Annotated in this window: 23 protein-coding genes, 1 tRNA gene, 1 other RNA gene and 1 pseudogene; 7 read left to right on the top strand and 19 right to left on the bottom strand. The window is 37.0% G+C overall.

Features of this window, described 5'->3' with window-relative positions:
- The first annotated feature begins 70 nt into the window (after positions 1–70).
- Positions 71–1,705, top strand: a complete 1,635-nt coding sequence (locus ACEN25_RS06555; RefSeq protein WP_441802218.1) for an amidohydrolase — start codon at positions 71–73, stop codon at positions 1,703–1,705.
- Between the two features lie 104 nt (positions 1,706–1,809).
- Here the strand turns inward: ACEN25_RS06555 and ACEN25_RS06550 are convergent, their stop codons facing one another.
- The 4 genes from ACEN25_RS06550 to ACEN25_RS06535 form a co-directional block, all read right to left on the bottom strand.
- A complete protein-coding gene (locus tag ACEN25_RS06550; RefSeq protein WP_441802217.1) occupies positions 1,810–2,577 on the bottom strand; it encodes a hypothetical protein in 768 nt (255 codons plus the stop codon).
- 78 nt (positions 2,578–2,655) lie between these two features.
- Positions 2,656–3,783 carry a lactonase family protein gene (locus ACEN25_RS06545; RefSeq protein ID WP_441802216.1) on the bottom strand — a complete coding sequence of 376 codons (1,128 nt, stop codon included), beginning with the start codon at positions 3,781–3,783 and terminating at the stop codon, positions 2,656–2,658.
- A gap of 141 nt (positions 3,784–3,924) precedes the next feature.
- A complete protein-coding gene (locus ACEN25_RS06540) occupies positions 3,925–4,722 on the bottom strand; it encodes an MBL fold metallo-hydrolase (RefSeq protein ID WP_441802215.1) in 798 nt (265 codons plus the stop codon).
- Positions 4,723–4,797: 75 nt separating this feature from the next.
- Complete coding sequence (locus ACEN25_RS06535; protein ID WP_441802214.1) at positions 4,798–5,262, bottom strand: GNAT family N-acetyltransferase; 465 nt, start codon at positions 5,260–5,262, stop codon at positions 4,798–4,800.
- Between the two features lie 129 nt (positions 5,263–5,391).
- Between ACEN25_RS06535 and ACEN25_RS06530 the strand changes: the two genes are divergently transcribed.
- The 3 genes from ACEN25_RS06530 to ACEN25_RS06520 all read left to right on the top strand — a co-directional run bounded on the left by ACEN25_RS06530 (position 5,392) and on the right by ACEN25_RS06520 (position 7,643).
- On the top strand, positions 5,392–6,567 hold the full coding sequence (locus ACEN25_RS06530) for a trans-sulfuration enzyme family protein (protein ID WP_441802213.1): 1,176 nt from the start codon (positions 5,392–5,394) through the stop codon (positions 6,565–6,567).
- Between the two features lie 196 nt (positions 6,568–6,763).
- The gene (gene bshB1, locus ACEN25_RS06525; RefSeq protein WP_441802212.1) at positions 6,764–7,480 is read left to right on the top strand and encodes a bacillithiol biosynthesis deacetylase BshB1; all 717 of its coding nucleotides are present in this window, start codon (positions 6,764–6,766) and stop codon (positions 7,478–7,480) included.
- Between the two features lie 87 nt (positions 7,481–7,567).
- Positions 7,568–7,643, top strand: a tRNA-His gene (locus ACEN25_RS06520).
- 572 nt (positions 7,644–8,215) lie between these two features.
- Here ACEN25_RS06520 and ACEN25_RS06515 read toward each other — a convergent pair.
- The 15 genes and pseudogenes from ACEN25_RS06515 to ACEN25_RS06445 all read right to left on the bottom strand — a co-directional run bounded on the left by ACEN25_RS06515 (position 8,216) and on the right by ACEN25_RS06445 (position 24,728).
- Complete coding sequence (locus ACEN25_RS06515; protein ID WP_441802211.1) at positions 8,216–8,572, bottom strand: helix-turn-helix domain-containing protein; 357 nt, start codon at positions 8,570–8,572, stop codon at positions 8,216–8,218.
- A gap of 2 nt (positions 8,573–8,574) precedes the next feature.
- Positions 8,575–8,868, bottom strand: coding sequence for a type II toxin-antitoxin system HigB family toxin (locus tag ACEN25_RS06510; protein WP_441802210.1), 294 nt, complete (start codon positions 8,866–8,868; stop codon positions 8,575–8,577).
- Between the two features lie 187 nt (positions 8,869–9,055).
- Positions 9,056–9,331 carry a hypothetical protein gene (locus ACEN25_RS06505; protein WP_441802209.1) on the bottom strand — a complete coding sequence of 92 codons (276 nt, stop codon included), beginning with the start codon at positions 9,329–9,331 and terminating at the stop codon, positions 9,056–9,058.
- A gap of 21 nt (positions 9,332–9,352) precedes the next feature.
- A complete protein-coding gene (locus ACEN25_RS06500; protein WP_441802208.1) occupies positions 9,353–9,649 on the bottom strand; it encodes a hypothetical protein in 297 nt (98 codons plus the stop codon).
- A gap of 204 nt (positions 9,650–9,853) precedes the next feature.
- A pseudogene (gene katG / locus ACEN25_RS06495) lies at positions 9,854–12,142 on the bottom strand (catalase/peroxidase HPI).
- 331 nt (positions 12,143–12,473) lie between these two features.
- Positions 12,474–13,073: a GNAT family N-acetyltransferase gene (locus tag ACEN25_RS06490; RefSeq protein WP_441802207.1), complete on the bottom strand. Its 600-nt coding sequence runs from the start codon at positions 13,071–13,073 to the stop codon at positions 12,474–12,476.
- Positions 13,074–13,214: 141 nt separating this feature from the next.
- Positions 13,215–14,231: an inorganic phosphate transporter gene (locus ACEN25_RS06485; protein WP_028376120.1), complete on the bottom strand. Its 1,017-nt coding sequence runs from the start codon at positions 14,229–14,231 to the stop codon at positions 13,215–13,217.
- A gap of 1 nt (position 14,232) precedes the next feature.
- On the bottom strand, positions 14,233–14,958 hold the full coding sequence (locus tag ACEN25_RS06480) for a DUF2490 domain-containing protein (RefSeq protein ID WP_441802206.1): 726 nt from the start codon (positions 14,956–14,958) through the stop codon (positions 14,233–14,235).
- A 209-nt stretch (positions 14,959–15,167) separates the two neighbouring features.
- Positions 15,168–15,593 (bottom strand): DoxX family protein, encoded by a 426-nt coding sequence (locus ACEN25_RS06475; protein WP_441802205.1) that lies wholly within the window; start codon positions 15,591–15,593, stop codon positions 15,168–15,170.
- A 170-nt stretch (positions 15,594–15,763) separates the two neighbouring features.
- A complete protein-coding gene (locus ACEN25_RS06470; protein ID WP_441802204.1) occupies positions 15,764–16,807 on the bottom strand; it encodes a M28 family peptidase in 1,044 nt (347 codons plus the stop codon).
- A 102-nt stretch (positions 16,808–16,909) separates the two neighbouring features.
- Positions 16,910–17,611, bottom strand: a complete 702-nt coding sequence (locus tag ACEN25_RS06465) for an HAD family hydrolase (RefSeq protein WP_441802203.1) — start codon at positions 17,609–17,611, stop codon at positions 16,910–16,912.
- 180 nt (positions 17,612–17,791) lie between these two features.
- Positions 17,792–19,126: a hypothetical protein gene (locus ACEN25_RS06460; RefSeq protein ID WP_441802202.1), complete on the bottom strand. Its 1,335-nt coding sequence runs from the start codon at positions 19,124–19,126 to the stop codon at positions 17,792–17,794.
- A 476-nt stretch (positions 19,127–19,602) separates the two neighbouring features.
- Positions 19,603–22,113, bottom strand: a complete 2,511-nt coding sequence (locus ACEN25_RS06455) for a T9SS type B sorting domain-containing protein (protein ID WP_441802201.1) — start codon at positions 22,111–22,113, stop codon at positions 19,603–19,605.
- 9 nt (positions 22,114–22,122) lie between these two features.
- A complete protein-coding gene (locus tag ACEN25_RS06450) occupies positions 22,123–23,661 on the bottom strand; it encodes a hypothetical protein (RefSeq protein ID WP_441802200.1) in 1,539 nt (512 codons plus the stop codon).
- Between the two features lie 8 nt (positions 23,662–23,669).
- Positions 23,670–24,728 carry a glutaminyl-peptide cyclotransferase gene (locus tag ACEN25_RS06445; protein WP_441802199.1) on the bottom strand — a complete coding sequence of 353 codons (1,059 nt, stop codon included), beginning with the start codon at positions 24,726–24,728 and terminating at the stop codon, positions 23,670–23,672.
- Positions 24,729–24,816: 88 nt separating this feature from the next.
- Here ACEN25_RS06445 and ffs point away from each other — a divergent pair.
- The 3 genes from ffs to fsa all read left to right on the top strand — a co-directional run bounded on the left by ffs (position 24,817) and on the right by fsa (position 26,542).
- An RNA gene (ffs, locus tag ACEN25_RS06440) (signal recognition particle sRNA small type) lies at positions 24,817–24,916 on the top strand.
- Between the two features lie 45 nt (positions 24,917–24,961).
- A complete protein-coding gene (locus ACEN25_RS06435; RefSeq protein ID WP_441802198.1) occupies positions 24,962–25,765 on the top strand; it encodes an SDR family oxidoreductase in 804 nt (267 codons plus the stop codon).
- Between the two features lie 123 nt (positions 25,766–25,888).
- Positions 25,889–26,542 (top strand): fructose-6-phosphate aldolase, encoded by a 654-nt coding sequence (gene fsa, locus ACEN25_RS06430; protein ID WP_028376112.1) that lies wholly within the window; start codon positions 25,889–25,891, stop codon positions 26,540–26,542.
- Positions 26,543–26,550: the final 8 nt, after the last annotated feature.

Raw genomic sequence — 26,550 nt, 5'->3', positions numbered from 1 at the left:
CCCGAATTTCGGGAGTTTTTTGTTTTAGGAGAAACCCGCTTAATTTGTACTTTCGTAAAAAAAAATAAATATGCGTTTTGCTTTGTTGGGACTCTTAAGTCTCTTTGTAGTGGTAGGTTGCCAGGATAAAAAAACCGAAAAAGAGAGTGTAGATCTTCTCGTAATTAATGCAAATATTTATACAGTAGATGCTCAATTTTCAAAGGCAGAAGCTTTTGCTGTACGAGATGGGAAGTTTGTCGCAATAGGATTATCAGATTCTTTGCAGGCAAAATACACTGCAAAAGAGGTTCTTGATGCTCAGGGAAAAACCATTCTTCCGGGTCTTATAGATGCTCATTGCCATTTTTATAGATTTGGTCAATCACTGCAGAATGTAGATCTAGTAGGCACCACAAGTTTTGATGAGGTGGTGGCGCGAGTTGTTGCTTTTCAAAAAGAAAATCCTTCAGAATTTATCTACGGAAGAGGTTGGGATCAAAACGACTGGGAACAAAAAGAGTTTCCGAATAAGAAAAAATTAGATTCACTTTTTCCTGATACGCCGGTTGCGTTGCAACGTATAGACGGTCACGCTTTGTTAGTAAATCAAAAAGCTTTAGACCTGGCGCAAATAGATGCAACAACACAAACTGAAGGTGGTGAGATTATGCGAGACGGTAAGGAGCTTACCGGTATACTCATTGATAATCCTATGGATTTGATCACGGCTATTATGCCGCAAATGACCCGTGATCAGCAAGTGAAAGCATTGCAAGATGCACAACAATACTGTTTTGATTATGGTCTTACAACGGTTAATGATGCCGGTTTAGATCGCAATACGATTCTGCTTATAGACAGCTTACAACAAGCGGGAGGCTTAGATATGCGTATGTATGCGATGATAAGCAATACACCTGCTGACGTTGACTATTTCTTAAAACGTGGTATTCTAAAAACCGATAAAATGAATGTGCGTTCTGTAAAAGTGTATGGTGACGGGGCTTTAGGATCCCGTGGCGCAGCGTTGAGAGCACCTTACGCAGATCGTGACGGGCATTATGGTGCTTTAGTTACTCCTGTTGACAGTATGTATAATCTGGCTCAAAAACTGGCTAAGACTAACTTTCAAATGAATACGCATGCTATTGGTGATTCTGCAAATACTGTTATATTAAATGCATATACCGAAGCTTTAAAAGGGCAGTCAGATAAGCGCTGGAAGATTGAACACGCGCAAATTATCTCACAGGAAGACTTTGATTATTTTGACGATAATATTTTACCTTCTGTACAGCCTACACACGCTACCAGTGATATGTACTGGGCAAAAGATCGTTTAGGGGAACGTCGTATGAAAGGTGCTTATGCATACAAGCGATTACTCGAAGAATCTGGCATTATCGCTCTGGGAACCGATTTTCCGGTAGAGCAGGTGAGTCCGTTTTATACTTTTTACGCAGCGGTTGCCCGTAAAGATTTAAAACAATTTCCCGAGAACGGTTTTCAAATGAAAGATGTCTTAACCCGTGAAGAAACGTTACGCGGAATGACCATTTGGCCTGCATTTTCTAATTTTGAAGAAGCTGAGAAAGGAAGTATTGAAGTAGGTAAGTTTGCAGATTTTATTTTAATGGATGAAGATATTATGACTGTTGAAGAAAATTTAATTCCCAATCTAAAAGTGAATCAAACCTGGTTAGGTGGCAAAAAAGTAAAGTAGATTCGAATCACATCTAATTAAAAAGCACCCTTCTGATTTTTTCAGAAGGGTGCTTTTTTTTGTCATTTTAATGCCACCATAATACGTATATAAAATAAATGAAATTACTTAAAATAAATATTTCGATCTAGTGATCCTAATGCTACTTCTGCGAGATATGGAGATAAATATGCCATCAATGTTTTGCAGGAATTATATTTATTTACATTTTTAATTTGAATTGTAAACAGATACCTATCCGCATAAGAAGCACTAAAATTTGCTTCTTTTTCTAAGTCTTTATATACCACATAAGCATTTTCAAAGTTGTCTAAATTCACGGTCATCATTCCCACACCTTCCGCAGGTAAATAATCTGTATTCAACTGTTTAGCCACGTTAAACATCGTTTTAAAACTATTTATTAATTGCAACCTGTTAGCGGTATAAGAAACATTTTCCATTTCAGCAGGTATCTCAATACCACGTTCCTTAAAACGCTTCTTCATACCCTCAATAGATTCTGTAAATTCTTGTTTACCTTTAATATCTGCAAGATCTAAATCTGTGATAGTAACAATCATTTCAGAATTACCCTGGTCTACTTTTATATATTGTTTGAGCTCATATTTTTGTGCGGTATTTTGATAAGAAGGATAAAATATAGTGTTGCTGTTATTCGGATTATTATAATTAGCATCACCTGTATATTTGTAATCTCTAATTTTAGGAAGTACATCAAACAAATGAATGGCAGCGTCAGACCCGCTTTGTAAGCAATGATTGTAAGTGTCTTTTTTTAAAACTTTAAAACACATTCCGTCAAGATTATTTGTTTGAGCACATAAATTAAAGGAGTAGCTGACGAGTAGAAATAAGAATAGTTTTTTCATAAATTGTATTGAAATAGTTGGGTGTTTATGTATAGCCTAAAGTATTAAATACTTATAATTTATATTCTTTTTGCTCAATTACTCAAACAAAATACAAACAGGAGCAGGAGCGGTTACCTGAGCAACATAGGTTAACAGACCGGTTATAGAATCTCGTTTGTAAGAAACCAGATTATTACCGTTTTGATTGGCTACTATTATGTATTTCTCATCTGGAGTGATTTGAAAATTACGCGGATCTTTACCTCTTGTAGGCTCGTTAGCCACAAGTTTTAAGCTTCCATCTTCCTGAACTTCTAAAATAGAAATGCTGTCGTGACCGCGATTAGAAGCATAGACAAACTTACCATCTTGAGAAATGTGAATGTCTGCCGCTTTAGAAAAATCGTTGAAGTCTTCAGGAAGAATAGAAGTGGTACTTACAATCTTGTAATTTCCGTCTTGAGTTTCAATTTGACTTACCGTATTGTTGAGTTCGTTCAACACGTAAACGAAGTTTTTTGTTGGATGAAAAACCAAATGACGAGGACCTGCTCCTTCTTCAAAGTCCAGCTTTTGAATGGTTGCAGGTTGCAGTTTATTAGTTTCGGTATTGATTGAAGAAAACCACAACTGGTTAGTTCCTAAATCTACCGAAATAATGCCGCTACCATCGGGAATAAACCAGGCAGAATGCGCGTGTGGGCCTTCCTGACGATCTGTGGTGCCTTTGCCTTTGTGTTGCTGTACATCTAGTAACTCGCTTAAACTACCGTCTTTCTTCAGTTTCAGTAATCCTACATTACCGCCTGTGTAATTAGCAACCAAAACATAATCCTGATCATTTGTAACTACAAAACACGGGTGCGCTCCGCCGGTTTGACTTTGATTTAATTGCAATAGCGTATCGGCTTTAACCTGAAAGGATTCAATCGTACCGGGATCGTTTTCATTAACAGCGAGCAATACATTTTTGTTTTTATTGAAGCTTATAAATGAAGGATTTGATACTTCAGCAGCAAGAACTGGTTCTGTAAAGCTCCCGTCTTCTTTTAATGCTAATTTGTAAATACCTTTACTTGCTCCATCTGTATAGGTGCCTATGTAAAACGAGGTGATTTCTTCTTCATTTGCTGTAGATTGGGTCATTGATGTTTCGGTTTTTGTTTCGGTGTTTTTACAGGATATAATGCAGAACAGACTTAGAGCAAGTACTATAGATTTCATAAACAGTTGTGGATTAGTGTTGACTTTCCGCTTAAGCGAAATCTAAAATTAATGTATTTCTTGAGTCTATTGTATACTTTGGGTAAAAAGCAAAAAAAATCCCAATACAAAGGTATCGGGATTTTTAAGCGTTAAAATTGATTATTCTGTTTTGTTTGGGTACCAGTCTAGCATAATTACTTCGGTATCAATGCCTGCAGCATTTACTAAGCTCTTAAATTTATCGGTATCACTTAAGCCGTCCTGACCTCTAAAATGGTATGGATACACTTCTTTAGGAGCGAAAGCAATCACACCATCTGCAGCCGTTTCTACAGTCATTGTATATGGTAAATTCATACAAACAAATGCTTTGTCGATGTCTTTAAGATTGCGCATCTCCGGGATATCTTCGGTGTCGCCAGAAAAATACACGCGCATCCCGTCTTTTTCGATCACATAGCCATTACCACGGCCTTTAGTATGAAATTGTTTTGCTTCTTCTCTTAGGTTATACATAGGTATTGCAGTAAGCTCATAACCATCCCAGGCTTTAACTTCATCATTTGCGATAACCGTTACTTGGTTTTTAAGATCTGTTTTTAAAGCATCTACAACGGCTTGTGGAGCAAAAATTGTAGTGGTAGAATCTGCTACCGCATTTAAAGTTTCTTCATTTAAGTGATCTCCGTGAATATCTGTAACGAGAATTACATTAGGTTTTGGCTGACCTTCAAAAGCTGACGCACCACCTACAGGGTCGATGTAAAATACCGCATCGCCAAAATCAAAAACTGCGGTTGCGTGTTCAATAGGAGTGATGTTAAATGTTGCTTCTACTACAGTTGAGTCTGAAACCATTGCAGTCTCTTCAAGTTCTGAAGAAGATTCTGATTTATTTTCATTTTTACAGCTGAATAGAAGCGTAGCTGTTAACGCTGTTAGTACTAATGTTTTCATTTTCAATTTTTTTAGTTTTAGAAGGACAAAGAAACTAAGAAAAATAATGAAAACGTACTAAAGAAATTGTAAAGCTTAAAGCTTGATTTGCATTTTTATATCTGCCCGTAAATAAGGATTGGGTTGTTCTAAAGGAATCTCTACAAAACCGAATTTACGATACAGGTAAATTGCATTTTCCAGTTTGCGGTTAGAATAGAGTATAAGGGTTTCTAATCCTTTTTTACGCGCAAAATCAAGAGTAAATTGTAACAATTGCTGTCCTATTTTTTGACCGCGTAACTGAGCATCTACAGCCATTTTTGTAAGTTCAAATAGACCGTTTTCATCGGGCATTAATGCTACGACGCCCACAACCTTATCTTCGTGCTTAGCAACCAGAATATCGCCACCGGTTTGTATAATAAATTTTGAAGGGTCGCTTAAAACCTCTTTATCGTGAGGTTCTACTACAAAAAACTGCTCAAGCCAGTTGAGATTGAGGGCTTCAAAAGCAGTAGCATATTGCGGTTTGTAAGTGTCAAAAATCAAAAGAATCATCTTAAAGTGAATGGTAAAGGTAAAACAGATTGTGTATTTATTTTAAGCCTTTGGCTTCCATTTTATAAAGCCTTAACGTCATTTTACTACTGCTTTTTGTAAATTAGGTGCTCATTAAAAATAAGTTCCATGACCAATCCTAAATTCGGAAAAAATACAATTTGTACCCACGTGGGTGAAGTGGAAGATACCCAGTTCAAAGGGGCTATTTCGCCTATTTATATGTCAACTTCCTATGCTTATGAAGATGTTGCGGTAAAGCGCTATCCGCGTTATTTCAATACGCCTAATCAGGAAATGTTGGGCAAAAAAATAGCTGCTTTAGAAGGCACAGAAGCGGGGATGATTTTTGGTAGTGGTATGGCGGCAGTAAGCACCGCTTTAATGGCGTTTTTAAATGTCGGCGATCATATAGTTTTACAAAAAACACTCTACGGCGGAACCTTTAATCTGGTAGAAGAGGAGTTTTCAAAAATGGGTATTGAATACACCTTTACAAATGGTTTGGCTCGTGAAGATTTTGAAAAAGCCATTCAGGCAAATACTAAGGTCTTATATATTGAGACGCCTTCAAACCCACTAATGACCATTACCGATATGCAAATGATTGCAGATGTTGCAAAGGCTAAAGGTATTGTAACTATGATTGATAACACGTTTGCTTCACCGGTAAATCAAAATCCAGCACAATACGGTATAGATATTATTTTACACAGTGCTACTAAATATATGGGCGGTCACAGTGATATTCTTGCGGGCGCGGTAGCTGCTTCTAATGCACATATGGAGCAAATTTGGCATAAAGCCAAAAATCTGGGTGGCAGCTTGAGCGACTTTAGCGTGTGGATGCTTGAACGCAGTTTAAAAACTCTGGTATTACGAGTTAAACAACATAATAAAAATGCGAAGAAGCTAGCGAAATGGTTGGATAAAAAAGAGGAAATACAGGCCGTTTATTATCCGGGTTTGAAGTCGCATCCAGACTATGAGTTGGCAAAATCACAGATGAGCGGTTTTGGTGGAATGCTCTCTTTTGAACTGTCTGAAGAATTAGATACAGCTGCCTTTCTAAAGGAATTAAAACTTATTAAACCTTCTATGAGTCTTGCCGGGGTAGAGTCTACTATTTTATCGCCTACACAAACTTCACACGCTTTATTGAGTGCCGAAGAGCGCAAGCATCAGGGAATCGACGATGGTTTGTTACGATTTTCGGTAGGTATAGAAGATAAAGAAGATCTAATCGCAGATTTAGAACAAGCATTAGAAAAAGTAGTTAAGGATAGTTTGAATTTTAGTATTTAACTGTTTCGTACTTTGATTAATAAGTTTAACGTCAAAGATTATATTTTGAGTCAGTTGTAATTGCATAAAAGTTGAGACAGTAGGTTTAAAAGTAATATTGTAGACTAAATACTGATCGACAAACTATAAACAACTAGAGCCCGAGTTAGTTTAAATAGGTTTGTACGACTTAATTACCTTATAAAAAAACAACGTATTGAAATTAGATATATTAGCTATTGGCGCTCACCCCGATGATGTAGAATTATCCTGTGCGGGCGTACTGGCAAAAGAAATAAGTCGCGGTAAAAAATGTGGCGTTTTAGATTTAACCAGAGGCGAACTTGGAACACGTGGTTCTGCAGAAATACGTGATCAGGAGGCAGCAGCTGCAGCAGCAATTTTAGGTTTAAGCGTACGCGAAAACATAGGATTAGCAGATGGGTTTTTTGTAAATGACAAAGAATCACAACTGCGCATCATTGAAATTATACGCAAGTACAAACCCGAAATTGTGTTATGCAATGCTATAGACGATCGTCATATCGATCACGGTAAAGGCAGTAAACTCACTAGTGATGCGTGTTTTTTAAGTGGACTCAAAAAAATTGAAACACATATGGACGGGCAGCTACAGGAGGCATGGAGACCCAAACATGTGTATCATTACATTCAGTGGAAAAACTTAAAACCCGACATAGTTGTAGATATTACCGGGTTTATAGATATTAAAATGCAATCTGTGATGGCGTATGGGTCACAGTTTTACGATCCTAAGGCAGGAGAAGACAATACGCCGATTAGCAGTAAGAATTTTCAGGAAAGCATACGATACCGGGCGCAAGACCTGGGAAGATTAATAGGAACTGAGTATGCAGAGGGCTTTACAGTAGAACGTTACGCAGCTGTAGACTCAATTTTTGATTTGATTTAAAATTTTTATTATAATGTATTGCTCATAATAGGTATTTGCTTTACATTTGCACCCGCATAAATCGCTAGCGAATTATGTTTTTTAAATGGTGGTTGTAGCTCAGTTGGTTAGAGCGCCTGATTGTGGTTCAGGAGGTCGTCGGTTCGAGACCGATCTTCCACCCGGAAGTAAAAATCCTTGCAGAAATGCAGGGATTTTTTCGTTTGTATAGGTTTTGAATTGAAGAAAATTAATCTTGCTATATTAATTTCAAGCTAGTATTTAAATTTTTAAGTGCTTCTTTGAAGCATCAAAATTTTAGATGTTTCCTAAGTTTTAGAGTTTTGTATTATATTAAAAGAGGAGATGAATTCGATTGCTTCTTTACTAAATTCTATTCGGTAGAAATAATTTGTTTAATCCAACACACTTGAATAGTTTATCTTCTAGGGTAGATCTTTAGACCTTTTCCCATTTTAAAAAACTTGTTGAATTTACCCAATTTTTTATGTGAAAATTGGTTCTACGCGCTATCTCCAATTTTCTTCTAAATAGGTATTAATCTTTAGTACTTATTCCTTACAAAAAATCAGAAAGAAAAACCTGCAATACACCTTTTTTTGAGAACATCTCCAATTAAAAAATGTTTACCTGCTTCCAGTTGTGCTAAACCTTTTCTAATTTCGTTTTGTTCATAGTAACTAAATTCGGTCCAAAAGTCAGCATTTTCATTAGCAATGAATTCCACTTTCTATTTCAATAGTCCTGAACTAAAACTTCAGTTGGGATATGTAGATTAGTGTTAAGTTTTCTTATCATACTCAACGTTAATTTTCTTTTCTTGTTAAGTATTTCACTTACCCTACTTTCAAAACCTACAACTTCTGCTAAATCTTTTTGATTCATTCCCATTTGTTCCATTCGGAATTTTATTGCCTCAATTGGATCTGGCATTTCGATTGGGAAATTTTCATTTTCGTATCGGTCAATTAATATTGAAATGATTTCTAATTCGTCTCCTTCGTCAGTTCCCTTTTTTGCATCAAAAATATCCTCAAGTCTATTGAGCGCATTTTGATAGTCATTCTCATTTCTTATAGGTGCTACTTTCATATTCAAATATTATCTGCATCAATTTTGTCATACTCTGCGTGAGTTCCAATAAATCGTATCCAACATATTTCATATTCAAAGTTGAATTTTACAATTAGGCGATACGTATTGCCTTTAATGTTATAAACAATTCGGTTTTCTTTTAAAATGCTAGCACTTGGATATTCTTTCTTTAGGTCATTAATATATTTCCATTGAGATTTTTCGGTTTCTCTATACCACGATTGTAATTGTTGTTCACAATCAGCGTGTTTTGTCCAAAAATCTCGTAAAGTTCTTTTTGCTATTACTCGCACGTAATACTTATTTGTCACAAATATACTACAAAATTACCAAAATGGTAATTATTTATTTTTCGGATTGCTTTACAAGTGAAGCTTAAACTTTATGTTATTTTGTAACTAGTTCAATACATGATTTTATAAAAAAAATATAAATTTCAAAGCTTCTTTTAAGCTTATCTATAATCAAACAAATTAGAATTTACCAGTTTACAGGAATGGTAAGCCCCACAGCTGCTGCACCCGAGAATTGTTCTAAAACAGGGTGGAAGTAGTAGGTAAACTCAAGATCTACATTGTTTTGAGGTCCCAGAGCAAGACCCAACGTAACCGGGATGTGTAGAAAAACGCCTTTTTTATCAAGAGAGGTAAATGGAGTCAAGGTTTTAAACGATCCTGCAGAAAGTCCCACACCTAACTCGACGTAAGGCGCAACCCACGGGATGGGTGCAACTAAGCGCGCTTTACCACCCAGCAAAAAAGCATTTGAGGTTACTTCTTAACTAGGAGCATCTGCATATTCAGAGCTATTTCTATCTGTGGTTAAAATAATGCCGGCATAGGGGCGTAAACTAAACCAGGTTTTAAGACCCATTACATATTCTCCCTGTGCATAAAACCCGGTACTTATAAAATCTTCATTGCCGGTTTCACTTTCGTCCATTGGGGCAGTTATACCTAATCCTATAGAGACATCCAGAAATCTTCCTTGTTTTTGTGAAAGCAATTGCATACTGCAAAAAAGAGTAAAGAATAGTGCTGCTGTGGTGCAATAATTATTTGATTTTTTATTCATTGTTAGTTGATTGATTACTAACGAATATAATTATTCAAATCTTAATAAATCAAGTTATTTTCAATCTAAATATCCGTTGAAATTCTTTTTAAAATTAAATTCATTTGTATAAATAATTTCTGCATTTTTTTACATAAACCCCATAAAAATTGCCCTAGAGCTTTTGCAGCAATCGGGCTTTTTATATATTCTAACGTCTAATTTCTACTCGTCTTTAACGTCATAACGGTCTAGCATCATCACTTTATCCCAGGCAGCTATAAAGTCGTGTACAAAACGCCCTTGTGCATCATCTGCAGCGTAAACTTCAGCCAGGTTACGCAGTTGCGGATTAGAACCAAATATTAAATCGCAGCGGGTTGCGGTGTATTTAGGTAGTGCGGGCGTTTACATTAAACAAAGTTTCTTCCTCATTTTGAGGTTTCCACTCATAATCCATACTGGTAAGCACCTGAAAGAAATCATTAGTCAATTGGCCGGGACGCTCTGTAAACACCCCGTGCTTAGGATAATCAAAATTCTGATCTAAAACACGCAGTCCACCCACAAGTACGGTCCATTCTGGGGCAGATATAGATAGAAGTTGAGCACGATCTAAGAAAATAAGTTCGGCTTCAACTTTATAACCTACCTTGTCATTATGATAATTTTTAAAACCGTCAGAAACAGGTTTTAACCAGTCAAAGCTTTCTACATCAGTTTGTTCTGGTGTTGCATCGGTACGACCGGCAGTAAAAGGAACTTCTACTTCAAAACCAGCATTCTGCGCAGCTTTTTTAACAGCAACACAACCATCCAGAACTACTAAATCTGCAAGAGAAACTTGTTTGTTTCCGTTCTGCGTATTTTTAAAATTGGTTTTTATGTCTTTTAGCGTGTTTAAAACCAGATTAAGTTCTTCGGGTCTATTAAGGTCCCAATTATTCTGAGGTTCTAAAGCAATACGAGCACCGTTTGCGCCTCCACGTTTATCACTATGGCGATAAATTGCAGCAGAAGACCACGCAGCATTTACTAATGCCGAGATGCTAAGACCGCTATTTAAAATAGCTTGCTTTAATGTCGCAACATCAGCAGCATCAATAAGGTCATAATCACGTTTTGGGGTAGGATCTTGCCAGATCATATCCTGCTCAGGAACCTCAGGACCTAAATAACGGTCTTTTGGTCACATATCACGGTGCGTTAATTTATACCAGGCTTTAGAAAGGCATTTGTAAAATAGTCAAAGTCATTCAAAAACTTTTCACAAACCTCACGAGAAGCAGGGTCTACTTTTAATGCGATATCAGACGTCATCATCATTAAATCATCCATCTTGCCGGGTATATGGGCATCTGGTGTTTTGGGAGCATTTGGGTCTATAGGTGTCCATTGTCCTGCACCTGCAGGGCTTTTTACTTGCTTCCAGTCAAAAGCAAAGAGATTAGTAAGGTAGGTGTTGTCTCAGTTTGTAGGGTTGGGTGTCCACGATCCCTCAATACCATTTGTAGAAGTATCGGCACCATTACCATTACCTACAGGGTTGTGCCATCCAAAACCTTTCTGATGTAAAGGTGCTGCTTCTGGAGCTGCGCCTATTTTATCTGCAGGTACTGCGCCATGACTTTTACCAAAAGCATGCCCACCGGCAATTAAAGCTACCGTTTCTTCGTCATTCATCGCCATGCGTTTAAACGACTCGCGAATGTTACGCGCAGAATCCATAGGATCCATATTTCCGCCCGGCCCTTCAGGATTTACATATATTAAGTTAGAGTGCGTTGCCGCTAACGGATTCTCTAAATCGTGATATGCATCTTTAGGACCACCTACCCAACGTAATTTTTCACTTACCATCTCATCAGGATGACCTAAATGATCTGTGCTTTTAGGTACTTCATTTACTCGCTTACCATCCCAAAATTCTGGTCCTTAATAGGTACTGCGATCGGGTTCTCAGGCATCGCGACGACCGCCAGCAAAGCCAAAGGTTGGGAAGTTCATAATTTCTAAGGCACAATCACCCGTTAATACAATTAGGTCTGCCCAGGAAATTGCTGCGCCATATTTCTTTTTTATAGGCCAGATAAGACGACGGGACTTATCTATATTTCCGTTATCCCACTATGAGCTAATAGGTGCAAAGCGTTGCATCGCCTGGGCTGCACCACCACGACCGTCTGCAATACGGTAGGTACCGGCAGAGTGCCATGCCTTGCGTATCATCTGCGGACCGTAATTGTTGTAGTCTGCAGGCCACCAATCTTTAGAGGTGACCAGGAGCTCTTTAATATCTGCCTTAAGCTGTTGTAATTCTATCTTATTAAATGCTTCTTTGTAGCTCTCATCGCTTAACGGATTTGCAACAGGTTGTTCCTGATGTAATAATTCTACTTGCAAGCGGTTGGGCCACCAGTCATCAATTTGTGGTGCTGTTCCTAAAGCGCCTCCTACACGTGCACCGCGAAATGGGCATTGCTCGAGACCTTCAGAATTACTAATGTCTTTCATAGTTCTTTTTTTTTTTTTGATTAAATGTATTTTGAAATGGGGAAGAAACAGGTGATTTACTAAATCAACAGAAGTTTTGAATAGCATATTGAATGCATTCTAGATCCTTATTTTAATACACTCTTTAAAATATTAGATACCTCGTAAAATCTAGCGTGGTAGGCGTTAAATTTTGTATAAAACCTAAGATTCAGGATGTTTTTCTGCGGAAAGTCTTGTGGTAATAAAACTTAATTTAAGGAATTTGAGCGATTAAGTAGTTTTTAAGCGTGATGTGACAAAAGCTTTTATTAATTGTTTGAAGAGCTGCAATTTTAGCTGTTACATTAAATTAAGAATAGTATGCCATTTTATAGTTTAGAGTTTTCTTGACACTCATCCATTCGGTTTCTGTAATAGAAAATACTACAGTATCCCGGAAACTTCCGTCATTGTTTATGCGATGATTGCGTAAAATACCATCTTGTTTAGCTCCTAATCGCGCAATAGCTTCTCGTGATTTTAAATTAAACCAGTTGGTCACAATTTGTACAGCAATGCAGTTTAATTGTTCAAAAGCATACTGCAATAATAGATATTTACAATGCGTATTTACGCCGGTACGCTGATAACTTTGGGCATACCAGGTATACCCTATTTCAAGTCGGCGATGTTCGGGCTGTAAAGAGTAAAAACGGGTGCAGCCTATGATAGTGTCTGTATTCACATCAAATACCGTAAACGGGTATTCAAGACCTTGTGCTTTTTGATTTAGCGCAGTTTCAATGTAAGCATCTATATTAGCTGCCGAAGGAACAGAAGTATACCATAACTCCCACAATTTTCCGTCTGAAGCTGCTTTTAGAAGTCCATCGCGGTGTGTTTTCTCTAACGGAATTAATTTAACCGTATCACTTTTTAAAACAAGTTTTTCTTCAATCCAGTTTTCCATGTAGTGCAATTACGTAGTGAAGTTTCAATAATTGGACTTGACTCCTAATAGAATTTTTGAATACTGAAAACTTCTCCTTAAATGTAGAAAATTATATTGAACTGTTTTTTTATTCCGCAGTTGGTTTAGAGTTTTTAATGTCTAAATGTAGGTGATAAGCAGGTAAGTTAAAATAAAAGCAAATATAGGAGCGATACTCCAAACCGTAAAAAAGCGTTTTACCGTTTTGTTTTTAAAGGTCTCTTTAAAGCCATTTTTACTAATGCTTAAGGCGATAAATGCAGCACCGTTAAGTTGAACGAGTGAGGTAGGAATCCCCTTTGTAACAGATGCTGTTAGTAATAAACTGGCAACGAGCATGGCAATTATTGTAGCGTAAAACGGACTCACTTCTACAATACCTTTCCCGGTTTTTTCTGTGGCTTTATGGCCTAGTAATGAACTACCTATTGCAAAACAAGGCGCAACAATTAATACCGAAAGAATAATGATAGGTAAAAAGTTTTGAATGGCCTCTTCACCAATTTCGTTAGCCGTAAGAGAAGCAATAGGAGCTGCGGCATTAGCAACATTATTTGCACCTATAGAAAAGGCCACATAAAGTGAAGATATAATAAGCATAACCTTTAAAGCTTTATGCTTTCCTAAATGCGTATAGTTTGCTGTAACTACTCGTTTTTTTAACTGTGGAAAAATATATTTTGAAAGGATGAGCATTATAAGAAATGCAACAAGTGGTAGAATAATCCAGGCCGGAATAACCTCATAAAAAAGCTTATATGTATTTAAACCGTCAAGTGCGGTGGCTGCACCGGCTATTGAAAGTACCGTTGCCTGACTCGTAGATTGTGGTACACCTAATAGATTGGATATAAAAATAGACAAGCCTACCGAAAATAAAATTACGGCCGTATTAAACGGCGTAAAATAACTTTGCTCGAGCAAGCCGTTACCCAGTGTTAGTGATACTTCCTTACCGGCTAGAAGTGCACCAGTTATAACCATAATACCAAATAGTCCCGGTATTATAGAACGTTTTATGACGTTTGCACCATAGGCTGCAGAGAAAGCCGGAGCTGTACCGCTACCGCCCATATTGATAGCCAGAAACATCGCCAGTAAAAAGGGAATGGTAAGTATGTGAACCAGATTAGACATATTAACTCTTGAGCTTTAATTTATGATGAATGGTGAGGCGTATGATGTTGCGGTTGTAAAAATCTGTACCCGAAGCTCGTTGCTGAAACCAGTTAAAATAGCCCAGTTCTATGCCTAGATTTTCAATAAACATATATTGGGCGCTGGAGCCATATCGATTTTGATCAAAAACATTTTGAACGATGCTATTACCTATATTTAAGTGAATTTCATCAAAGGCTTTAAAGGTGAGTTGCGCAGTGGGAGCATAGCGCAGTTCTAGCTTATATCTGGCACGTATATTACCGAAGTCAAAAGAACCATTGGGTTGTTCAAAAAACCGAAATTCGCCCCAATAACGATGATTTAAAGATAGTTTTGCACCCAACTCCTGAGTATAAGCGAGCTCTGCGAGCGGTCTTAATTCGGCGGTCGTAGTGTATGACTTTATTGTGGGATCTTGAGGTGAAGTTTGTTTTAAATAGGCTAAACCCGTAGCAGCACTCCATCCTTTTGAAAGTTTGCGTTCTGCCATAGTACGTGCTATAAACTGGTGCTGTCTCCACGGAAACCAGTAAGTGCGCTCTTCTATTTCTTGCCGTAGCTGGTAGGATTCATTAATTTTTAATTTTAAAGAATATCCGGTCCAGAGCAGCTGTTGATGATCTATCGTTTTCTGTGCATTTAGAAATGTGCTAAATGCCAGCAAAAAGCTGTACGTAAAAAAACAGATTTTACTATTTATCATTTCAATTTAATATCTATAATCCCTATAGGGTTTATAGGGATTAAATATAGATTTAAATTTGATTCATATATCTATCTGTTGAAATTATTTATAGGGAATTTTAGGAGTAGAAAGTAAACTTCAAAGAACGTATCTTAATTTTCTAGATTTGTAGTTGATATCCTAACTCTATTGATATTTTGATCAAGCAAAACAGGTATTGAGACTACTCAGTTCCTTTTTTTTAATAAAAACTTCAATGCACCTGTAGACCAAAGTGCCCAAAGAATTAGTACCGGTTGAAAAAACAAACGTATAAGACGTTTGCCGTCTGTATCAAGTCCAAAAGCATCTATGCCATTTGTATATTGTGAGATATTACCGGGAAATATTAAAATGTAAAATAGCGCCAAAGCCAGTCCTACTTTGACTTTATATCGCACTAAGAAAATCATAGACAGACCAAAAAGTATTTCTACCACACCCGAAGCCAAAACTACAAAATCTATGAATGCAGGGTCTGTAGGTAGCCAATTAGGCACTTGAGCTTGAAACTCGTCTCGTTGAAAAGTAAGGTGACCTACGCCTGCCAGCGTCATAATGCTTCCGATTATTATTCTAAATACATTCTGTATTTTGGTTGTTTTAATATTCATGGTATAGGGATTTCTTCAAATTATAAGCTGTAAATTTAAGTAGCTCTTTTAACCAGTCGTGTTAAAGGAGGTGTAAATTATACATACGACAGGTTTTTACATGGTATAGGCTTATAAAAAAAGCTCCTTAAAAAGTTAAGGAGCTTTGAAGTTTTCGCGTAGCGCAAACTTTATTTTTTATCAACTACAATACGGTCGGCACGATTGGCAAGCTCCCAGGCGGTTAAAAACACTAGCTGGGTTCTTTTAGCGAGCATAGGGTAGTTAATTTTATCTGGCGTATCAGATACTTTATGGTAATCTGCGTGAACCCCATTAAAGTAGAAAATTATAGGTACACCTTGTTTAGCGAAATTGTAATGATCTGAACGGTAGTAAAAACGATTAGGGTCGTTTTCATCATTATAGGTGTAATCAAGATCAATATTCATATACTTGTTATTTACAGCAGTAGAAATGCTGTCTAACTCAGTACTTAATTTATCTGAACCTATTAAATAAATATAATTTTCGTTGTCTTTGTGAGCATCATCAACACGGCCTATCATATCTATATTAAGATCTGCTACCGTATTAGCAATAGGGAATATTGGGTTTTCTGCATAATAACGAGAACCGTATAAGCCTTTCTCTTCTGCAGTAACATGTAAAAATACAATTGAGCGTTGTGGAGTATATCCTGCTTTTACAGCTTCATTAAAGGCTTCGGCGATTTCTAAAAGTCCTACTGTACCAGAACCATCATCATCTGCACCATTAAAAACCTCACCGGTATCGCTTACACCTACGTGGTCTAAGTGTGCCGAAATTATTATATACTCATCTGGCTTAGTACTTCCTTTTATATAAGCAACTACGTTTTCTGAAGCTTTTATGCCACTGCCGGCTCTAAAAAAGCTTTCAGGTACAGTTTGAAAATAGGTGCTATCTAAAGCTGACGCTATTTCTTGATTTTCATAATATTCTTTTAAATAGGCTACCGCCTTTTTCTGACCTGGCTCACCGGTATTACGACCTTCAAACTCATCTGAGGCGTACACATAAAGCATTTCTTTAAGTTCGTCTGCTGTGATGCTATTTGCAAATGGCATAGGATCAACATCGATCATAGAAGTTTCAGAAGAGGTGCCTTTTGTATTTTCATTCATTTTTGGACCGCATTTAACGAGCAATACACTTGCCAGTACACCGGTCATCCACATTATTTTTTTCATAAATGATTTTGATTTTTAAGATTTTAAAAATACACTTTTGCGGTATGTGAAGTAACTACATTGTTAAATTTTAGCTTAATTCTAACAATCTTAATCAACTTTTTAGTATTCAATATAGAATAAATCTTTAGTTCCTTTAGAAATCTTAATGTGAGTATAGTCGGGCATAAAATGTTGAATGGCTGGTATAGTAGAAAATTCTGACTCTAAATGTGTAGTGGTCAAAATAATTGATTTTGAATTACAATTTGCGGCAGCTTTTGCCCCGGTAGGACTGTCTTCAAAAATGAGACTCTCTGAAAGTTTAATAGTAAGTTGCTCTGCAACCATCTCAAATACCTGTGGGTCTGGCTTGCCGCGTTGTACCATATCACTGTGAACAACAGTTTTAAAATAGGGTTGTAGTGATAAAGCTTCAATTGCAAATTCTGCATTTTCTTTAGGTGCTGCTGTACCTATTCCCATAGGTATTTTTAATGCCTTTGCAGTATCTAAAAATTCCTGTAAACCAGGTAACATCGTTATATCATCAGCATAAATCTCTCGGTATGCGGCCTCCTTATCCCACGCAATTTGTGCGATTTCTTTTTCTGAAAAGCGATTCCCAAATAGTCTGCGTATAATCTCGTTATTAACCCCGTGAATATCTCGCTTCACTTCCTCAAGTGACATCTCTAAACCTAAATCTTTAAGTTTTTTTTGCCAGGCACGGTGATGAATCATCATGTTGTCGATCATCGTTCCATCCATATCAAAGATGAGCGCTTTTACAGGGATTTTGTGGGTATAGGTTGTTTTAGCCAAAAGACTTCAGTTTTGAATTCAAATGATTTAAAGATAAGAACTCCATTAAAGTATTTAAACCTCACATAAGGATAAGTAGAAGAAACTTTAATTAAAAATTTTAAATATAGTTGCATGTAAAAAAGCACTCAAACATAAGTGCTAAGTGCTTCTTCTTTTAAATGTAAACTAAATTAATTTTTAATTGTCCCAACTAGTTATTACATCATAGGCTTCAGGCGCTACGGCACGCATTTCGAATTGTGTTAAAAAGTCGCGTTCCATTTTATCAAGATAGTCGGTACGGTTTTCAATAGCATTCATACTGTCTACAAGTACCTGCATACTTTTTTTACCCGAACGTAGATTTTTAAATACATCCTGAATAAAGGCAGCCATTTTTTCTTTACCCAATTCGTTTTCCATATCAAGAAACTGCTCTGGTGTAATTAATAGAGCTTGTAGTTGTGGTTGATCGTTTAATCCTGATTTTCGTTTATCTATATCAACAGCCTGACCTTGAACATAGGTAGACACAGTGGCATAATGTTGTGGGTTACTTTCTTCAATATATTTTAACTTAACATACTTCGCTAAAGATTGCAGCAGCATTTTGTCCAGTTTATCTTCTGGCTTAAATGCATTTGCTAAAAAGTAGTAGGCTTCATCTTCTTCAATAGTAATATCTATCTTGTTAGGGTTTACGTTTTTTGTTGTATTTAAAATGGTGTTGTAAACACTTTCACTTCCGTAGATAGGAGAAGAAACCTGCGCGTAAACAATTTTACCATCAGGATCATTTACCTTAGTAATATCTTCTAAAAAGCCACGAGTCTTCGCAAAGCGCTCTTCAAGTTTAGGGATATCCTGTGCATCTACGTTTATGTAATTTGCGTATTTACCCTTTTGAAAATTTAAATTTCCGGCTAGTAAAATTATTCCGCCTTCAACCTGCTTGTTTTCAAATGTAGATCCGCTTGGTTTGGGTTCACCTTTACCTATGTAAAGATTTTCACAGTCGTCACAGTTAGCAGTAATGGCATAGGTATAATTAAATGGGTCAAGATATTTTGCAGAATTACTATTACGCTTCATAACCTCAGGATACCATTTGTTATTTTCTCCTGCACGCAAAACACCATTGGAGTAAACTAATTCGCCTTTATATTTCTTAATGTCTTTAGAATCATCAATTTTTTTAAATTTCCCCTCGGTAGTAATTCTCAATTGAGACTGTGGTGTAATTACTACCTCGCAGCCTACAATTACAGTATATATGAGACAGTCTTCGCAATTTTGTGGCACTTTACTCGACGCGATACGATCACCATCAAGCTCAATAGTTTTTACTTTAATGTGTTCATTAAGTTTAAAGGAAAGGGTCTGCGTATTTACAGGTAAATTGGTGAGTGTGTAAACACCATCTATGGTTTCATTTTCTAATGAAATATTTACCTGCCCATCCATATGACTAGATTTTTGAGCAGTTACTAATTGTACAATTAGCAATAAAAGAATAAATACCGATTTTTTCATCAAGGCGTAATTTTTTCTTTATAGGGATCTATTTTTAAATGTTTTTTAAAAGGTAAATTATGCTACACTTTGTATTAGAAACTGTCGCATTATTAACTCAGATAGCCTCAAAAATAGATTAATTGATACTTAGCGATTTACAAATAACGATAAGTGTGTAGTTAATCTAAAGAATGAATATTTTAGTCTAAAAGGGTGTTTTTCAGAGTGTATTTTATGTAGTTAAGCTTAGAATTTGATTGTTGATTTAATACTTATTTTGTTAAAAATTAGCGTATAAATCAATAAAAGCTTTTTATAAGCGTAAATACAATTGTTTAAAGAAGAGGACCGCAAAGTTTCAAAAATCTGAAACTTAAAAATTAATAAAAAATTAACATTTAAAATCTATCTGTCAGATTATTTCCATCTTTTTTAATCAATGAATTGTAGAAGTCTTGACTATTAGTTTCTTAAAGATTTTGTAGAACAGGAAACTATCTTTTTAGCGTCATATGACCTTTAAATTCTGAAATAACCCCGTTAATATCTGTAAGTGTAACTGTGTACCAATAATCGCTTGAAGGCAATGCAACTCCACGCGTGGTACCATCCCAGCCCTTATCAAAACCATAAATTGATTTTAAAAGTTTACCGAAACGATCAAAAATAGATATTGTAACGGCACTATATTCCGTTTCGCTTAGACCCAGGGGAGTCCATGTATCGTGATAGCCATCATTGTTAGGGGTGAAGAATTTTGCAAACCCCAGTACAGGAATTTGAATACTACTTATACCGCATCCGTTTTTATCACGAATATAAAGTGTTCTTAAACCCGGAGAAACCTGCTCAAAAACAGGAGAATCCTGATAGGGTCCTAAAGCTTCATCTAAGGTATATTCATAGTCACCGGCTCCTAAGTCAGCTACATTTATAATGCTTAAACGCGTTTGCCCGTCTAATGTCGTAATTGCTATATTGTCTCGGGTTATTGTTGCTGCTTCAGAAGCTATGACTGTAATTTCTTTAACTTCAGAATTACAACCAGAAGGTGTTTGAGCGGTTACGCTATACCTTCCCGGTGCGGTTATTACTAAATCAGGATTAGTGCCTAAAACCACATTATTTTGATCGCGCCATTCATAAGTATAAATGCCCTGTGCATTTATTGTTTGCAGCGTAAAATTAGGATCGGTTACGCATATGCTTTCTAGATCTGCTAACTCAAATACAGGGATAGGATTTACATTTAGCCTTACATAAGGACCAATAGCATAACAAGATCCCTGCGTATTATCTTCTATACGAGTAAACAAAACCTGCTGACCTGAGATTTCGTTTCTATAGGCATCTTGAGATAAAATTTCATTTTGTTCGAGTAGCGCATCTTCTTCGGTCCTAAAATAGCTAACTACAAGATTTCTTCCTGTTGGAAACTGCGTACTAATTCGGTTTGTCGCCTGAGTAAGATCAAAAGAAGCGAAACCATCTACAGTACCATCAGTATCACAAGTGTCTAGTTGTTCTTCATATCCTGTAGGTAGGCTTGTTACAGAAACCGCCAGATCAATACGAGTTACTTTGTAGCAGCCGCTTGCTGCGGTGGTACGCGCAAAAACGGTCTGACCGTTTCTATTATTATAAGGTCTTGCTCGAATAGAATTTGAATCTAAATCTGCATCAGCCGAATTGCTGTAGAATGTAACTGTGGTATTTGTGTCTGAAGTTATAAACGGGATTGCTTCCTCCAGATTAAAGTTCGTAAAACCATCAGGAGTACCATCTTCATCACAATTTGTGAATGTAATTTGATTTGCGGCTACTACATCATCTAGCATAACCGCGCGTACTGAAGTTCGTTTACCTCTTAGGCAACCCGCAGCTTCTGCTGCAACATAAAAATTTTGAGTCGATGTAATTGTTGGAGTATAGATATCACCAGTAAAAATGGGAGTGCCTCCGGAGGCAGCGGTGTACCAGTTAAGTGTTGCGCCATTTGATGTTGCACTCAAATTAACTACTCCGGGACCACAACGCGCATCTCCTGTTGTTACGGTGATCTCCGGAATAAAAATACGTGTGTCATCTGCAATATTTAGTGTAGGATCTCCCGGCATTCCGCCATATTCTACAATATATCCTTTGGCTTGATAATCAGTGTTTTGTTCTCCTGTAGTGCGCAAGTCATTCCAGGCACCGGGAATGCCTATGTTGGGAGCTGTAATGTGCGCATAATCCTCTCCGCCATTAGCGTCGTTGGGTTCATTTGTATTCCAGAAAGCAAAATTAGGAGTACTACCATTAGCAGTACCATTCCAAAATATTAGTCCGCCATTTGCGGCTTCAGGACCGGTAACCCATTTCCACACACCTTCGGTTTGTTCATCTGTGCCACCTATCCACCCAGAGCCTTGCGATTGTTCTCCACAAAGAATAGCTTCTTCCATAGAGGTTAATGTTGCGAGATATCCCTTCAAACCGTAATAATCTTTACCTTCTGCCGCAATACGCGCATCTTGCCATGTGATTAAATTAGCAGCGATAAACATGTAATAGTGGCCCGTAGATGGGAGATAATTTGCTTCCCCTATAGTAATTGAGAATACGCGTTCACCAGATACGGTAGCAGAAGTACTTCTATAGGTTACCGCCTTAACTGCATCTTCGATTTCTGTTGTAGAAACTGCGGAAGTAAAAGTAAGGGTTAGTTTTCCGGTTGCACTATTAAAATTAGTTGAGACGTTAGGATTTGGAGAAAGTTCCAGAATATCACTTCCACGCTGATATCCTGATGCAATCTGAATATAAACAGCATTGATTGCACTACCTGAAGGATTAGTTAAGGTGAAAGTTGTGACTATAGGAATAGTTGATAACGGACAATACTCCTGATCTCCGGTAGCTTTTAACTCAGGAGGACTCATTGCAATTACATTTTGACTAATACCTAAAAAGAGAAGGAATAGGAGTAAAGTTGAAATTTTAGTAATGCTATTCTTTCTCATTATTTAAATTTATTCAAAAGTTGTGCTTTGGTAGGTACCTGCATCGCTACTTGCGGCTCGGGAAATCCCTAAGATATCTAGAGGAACTTGTTGCGAGGCTTGTGGGTTGCCAATGTTTTTTGCAGGCGAGGTAAGGTCTATTCGGTAATCGTTGCGTGCGGTGTTTCTAAAAAGTGGATTCTCACTACGCACTATATCTTTATAGAAAGCTTCATTTGTAAAATTGTATTCGGCTAGATCTGCAAAATCATTAAATTGATCATCAAACCGAATTAAACAATTCTCAAATTTAAAATTGAATCCAGCTGCAACCACTCGGCTAAGACTTAGTTCTTCAGCTTTATTGCCGTAAATTATGCAGTTTGTAAAATAGGCTTTAGTAAGATCTGCAGTTTGTAGCTCGGCTTCCGTTTCTAAAAAATTATCAATTTGTACTGCAGGCGTATTTCTAAAACTCTGCGTCCAGTAGTTTGCAAAGGTACTATGTACAAATGTGTAGTCGCCACCCAGTCGCAACCATAGATTAGAAATCCCGGAGTTACCTACTACCAAATTTTCACCTAGAACAGATCCGTTTAACCCATAAAGACCTACGAGTGCTGTATTATAAATTTGAGTATTAGAGAGTGTAACCGCTGCGGTTGTCATTGCAGAAGGCCCCTCTGCTAAAAGGCCAAAGGTGTTGTTCTTTATAGTGGTATAATTTAAATTACCGGTACTGCCCGGTGTAAACCAGATGGTTCCCCACTGCCCGGGAACATTTGCAAATTGAGGTTCTAGGCGATCACCCTCGAGAATGATTTCGTTTTCCAATATGGTCTGATCTTCACTTAGCAATCCATTAGCTTCTAGACGTGCATTATTTGCGAGTATAATACCACTATTTTGATGAAAATGTAATCGCGCTCCGGGATTTATAGTAAGGGTTTTTCCGGCGGCAATTCCGGCGTAGCCGTAAATCACATAGGGTTTTTCATTAGTGAAGGTGAGCTGCTCATCGTCTAAAAAAAAACCTTCAATTTCTACAGGTTCGCCATCAGCGTTTGTTCCCAGATTGAGAGTTTCTTTTATGCCCTGAGCGTTGCGCTTCGGAAATAAAAAAACAGCATCTTGTAAGAGCGTAACCAATTCTACCTTTTGCAAATTAGCACCACTGTCAAACTGTATATGATCTGTGTATAAAAACTGATTTGTATTCTGAAGTGCTGTATCTGCTGTGATCTCAACAAAAATAAATATGCTGTCTTTAGGTAGGAGTTCAACATTCTCAAACGTTTTACCCGCACGACCATCTATGTTCAAGCGGTAAGCAGAATTTTCTCCTTTTGCCAAACCTACTTGTGGAATTGTAATAAGATTTGCAGACCTGTTAAAGACCTTTAATCTATATGTGCTACTTGATATATTTGAAAAAACAGTGTCTAGAAATAGCGTGTCTTTAGAAAATTCTAACCCTCCATCACTTAGAGTGGGTTCAAAATCTTCTCGGCAGGAACTTACAAGAATTAACGTAAGAAAAACGACTAAAAAATGAATGTGTTTTTTCAAGGCCCTACTTATTTCTTAAGTATGCGTATCTCAAAGAGCTTGTCCCAATGTTTACCTGTAACGTATAGTTTATTAGTATTTTGATTGTAAGCTATTCCATTAAGTACTTCATTACCGGTATCTTTTATGGTTTTAATCTCTTTTTTTAGAGGACGTAAATCCACAACACCTTCAATAGCACCCGTCTCTGGGTTTATAATCGAGATACTGTCAAATTGATAGCTGTTTGCGTAAATTTTACCATCAACCCATTCTAACTCGTTGAATTTTGAGCGCACTTTTTTAGAATCTACAACTTGTATATAATCCTGTTCGGCAAGCGTTTTAGAATCTAGAATCCATATTTTTTCAGTACCGTCAGATTTATAGATCTTTTGACCGTCATTACAAAGACCCCAGCCTTCTTTGCTTTTAGAATATTGAAAAGTACCTTCCTTTTTAAAGGTATTGAGGTCGTAAATAAAACCCTGATTAGATTGCCAGGTAAGTTGTATGATTTTTGAATTTATAATCGTTAAGCCTTCGGCGAAAAAGGACTTATCAAGGTCTATACGATTTAGAATTGCACCTGTAGCTAAATCTGTTTTCAGTAAGGCAGAATGCCCATACTCACCCACGCTCTCATATAGAGTATCATTGTGAAATTCTAAACCCTGCGTGTAAGACTCTGTGTTATGAGGATAGGTATTTATAATCTCATAGGTAAATAAAGACGGAGTTTGACTAGAAACAAAGGTTAGCGTTGTGTTGATAATCGCAGATTTACCTCCTGCAAAAATTTCGGCTTTTAGCTCTTTATTGCCTAGTTTAGAACTTTTAACTTCAGTCTGAAGTGGTGCGATATCCTTTTTATGTCCCAGTTTAAAATCATCTAAATAATAAGTGACCGAATCGATCTCTATATCCCCTTTAGATTTGAGGCTAATATTTAGCGATTCGCCATTAATTAGGGTTTGAGCAGGTTTATCTAATGCTATAGAAAAACTTTTACTAATATCTTTTCCGTTACCGCAAGAAGTAGCGATAGTAGATAAAACAAAGATAACGAGAAGGTTATAAATGCGCATAAGGACTTAAATTTTGAGACCAAGTTAAATCAATAAATTCAGTTTAAAAAACGTTTGGTTTGCTACACTATTACTGTATATTTGCAGCTGGCAAGTCCTACACAACCAGCTCCTGTCGAACTCCCCCAGGGCGGGAACGCAGCAAGGGTAGATGGTCGTAGCGGTGTGATGTAGGTAGCTTGCCTTTTTTTATGCCTTATATTTACGTATTTTCCCCGCTCTAAAATTTTACTATGTCTCAAGTTGTCTTGATCACAGGAGCCTCTTCCGGAATTGGAAAATCTACAGCACATTATCTCGTTACTAAAGGATATACAGTTTACGGTACCAGCAGGTCTCCTAAACAGCCAGTAGAAAACGGAGTTCATTTTGTTGCTCTTGATGTTACAAATCGTGCCACAATTAAAAATGCGGTCGCTCATATCCTTGAAAAGGAAGGGCGTATAGATGTTCTTATTAATAATGCAGGTAAGGGTATTACCGGCCCATTAGAAGAAATTCCCGAAGAAGAACTTAAATCTATTTTTGAAACCAATTACTTTGGGCCTCTCGCGCTCATTAAAGAAGTTTTGCCGTCTATGCGTGCAAACAGGTCTGGTCTTATACTAAACGTAACCTCAATTGCTGGCTTTATGGGCTTGCCTTACCGAAGCGCATATTCTGCTACAAAAGGTGCATTGGGTTTAACTACCGAGGCGCTGCGTATGGAGCTGAAAGAGTTTAATATAAAACTTTGTAACGTAGCTCCCGGCGATTTTGCTACTAATATCGCTTCCGGAAGATATCATGCTCCTTTATCTACAGAATCTGCCTATGCAGAGAACTACGGAAAGTCACTTGCATTGATGGATGAACACGTAGATCAAGGAATGAATCCTGAACTAATGGGAGAAGCTATATATAAAATTATGAATACTCCAGATCCTGATGTAAACTATAAAGTAGGTGCATTTATGCAAAGGTTTTCGGTGTTTTTAAAAGGTATTCTACCCGGTAAAATCTATGAGCGATTGCTTCTCAATCACTATAAACTTTAAGTTGGGGGTTAATATAGTTTAAGTGCTTAAAGCGCTCTGTATAATAACTTTTCTTTACAATGAATGACGTTTTAATTGCTTAAATTTGAAGTTGAAACTAATTGATAATTCAAAAATCTTTACATGAAATTTTTTATTGATACAGCAAACCTTGATCAGATTAAGGAAGCCCAGGAATTAGGAGTTCTTGACGGTGTGACTACAAACCCATCATTGATGGCTAAAGAAGGCATTAAGGGTAGAGATAATATTTTAAAGCATTATGTAGATATATGTAACCTTGTTGATGGTGATGTAAGTGCCGAAGTGATCTCAACAGATCTTGAAGGTATGATTAAAGAAGGTGAAGAGTTAGCCGCTTTGCACGAGCAAATTGTTGTAAAAATTCCTATGATTAAGGATGGTGTTAAGGCTTTAAAATATTTTAGCGATAAAGGAATACGTACAAACTGTACACTTGTATTTTCTGTGGGTCAGGCATTATTGGCTGCAAAAGCAGGAGCAACGTATGTGTCTCCGTTTATAGGTCGTTTAGACGATATATCTACAGATGGTTTAGGTTTAATAGCAGATATACGTTTGGTCTATGATAACTATGCTTTTGAAACTCAAATTTTAGCAGCTTCTGTACGTCACACAATGCACGTTATTGATTGTGCTAAATTAGGATCTGATGTAATGACAGGACCTCTTTCTGCAATTGAAGGATTACTAAAACACCCACTTACTGATAGTGGTTTAGAGAAATTTTTAGCAGATTATAATAAAGGAAACTAAGAAGGTAT

The organism is Leeuwenhoekiella sp. W20_SRS_FM14 (genome assembly GCF_052119605.1).
GTDB lineage: Bacteria > Bacteroidota > Bacteroidia > Flavobacteriales > Flavobacteriaceae > Leeuwenhoekiella.
Note: the sequence above shows the minus strand (reverse complement) of the source record. Positions and strands in the feature narration are given on the sequence as shown.

Excerpts from the sequence above, each read along its gene's own strand:
- ACEN25_RS06445 (WP_441802199.1), bottom strand. The coding sequence starts at position 24,728 with ATGCGCATTTATAACCTTCTCGTTATCTTTGTTTTATCTACTATCGCT.
- ACEN25_RS06555 (WP_441802218.1), top strand. The coding sequence starts at position 71 with ATGCGTTTTGCTTTGTTGGGACTCTTAAGTCTCTTTGTAGTGGTAGGT.
- ACEN25_RS06460 (WP_441802202.1), bottom strand. The coding sequence starts at position 19,126 with ATGAAAAAATCGGTATTTATTCTTTTATTGCTAATTGTACAATTAGTA.
- ACEN25_RS06515 (WP_441802211.1), bottom strand. The coding sequence starts at position 8,572 with ATGAAAGTAGCACCTATAAGAAATGAGAATGACTATCAAAATGCGCTC.
- ACEN25_RS06455 (WP_441802201.1), bottom strand. The coding sequence starts at position 22,113 with ATGAGAAAGAATAGCATTACTAAAATTTCAACTTTACTCCTATTCCTT.
- ACEN25_RS06485 (WP_028376120.1), bottom strand. The coding sequence starts at position 14,231 with ATGTCTAATCTGGTTCACATACTTACCATTCCCTTTTTACTGGCGATG.
- ACEN25_RS06475 (WP_441802205.1), bottom strand. The coding sequence starts at position 15,593 with ATGAATATTAAAACAACCAAAATACAGAATGTATTTAGAATAATAATC.
- ACEN25_RS06530 (WP_441802213.1), top strand. The coding sequence starts at position 5,392 with ATGACCAATCCTAAATTCGGAAAAAATACAATTTGTACCCACGTGGGT.
- ACEN25_RS06540 (WP_441802215.1), bottom strand. The coding sequence starts at position 4,722 with ATGAAAACATTAGTACTAACAGCGTTAACAGCTACGCTTCTATTCAGC.
- ACEN25_RS06480 (WP_441802206.1), bottom strand. The coding sequence starts at position 14,958 with ATGATAAATAGTAAAATCTGTTTTTTTACGTACAGCTTTTTGCTGGCA.
- ACEN25_RS06490 (WP_441802207.1), bottom strand. The coding sequence starts at position 13,073 with ATGGAAAACTGGATTGAAGAAAAACTTGTTTTAAAAAGTGATACGGTT.
- ACEN25_RS06545 (WP_441802216.1), bottom strand. The coding sequence starts at position 3,783 with ATGAAATCTATAGTACTTGCTCTAAGTCTGTTCTGCATTATATCCTGT.
- ACEN25_RS06470 (WP_441802204.1), bottom strand. The coding sequence starts at position 16,807 with ATGAAAAAAATAATGTGGATGACCGGTGTACTGGCAAGTGTATTGCTC.
- ACEN25_RS06550 (WP_441802217.1), bottom strand. The coding sequence starts at position 2,577 with ATGAAAAAACTATTCTTATTTCTACTCGTCAGCTACTCCTTTAATTTA.
- ACEN25_RS06500 (WP_441802208.1), bottom strand. The coding sequence starts at position 9,649 with ATGAATAAAAAATCAAATAATTATTGCACCACAGCAGCACTATTCTTT.
- ACEN25_RS06535 (WP_441802214.1), bottom strand. The coding sequence starts at position 5,262 with ATGATTCTTTTGATTTTTGACACTTACAAACCGCAATATGCTACTGCT.
- fsa (WP_028376112.1), top strand. The coding sequence starts at position 25,889 with ATGAAATTTTTTATTGATACAGCAAACCTTGATCAGATTAAGGAAGCC.
- ACEN25_RS06435 (WP_441802198.1), top strand. The coding sequence starts at position 24,962 with ATGTCTCAAGTTGTCTTGATCACAGGAGCCTCTTCCGGAATTGGAAAA.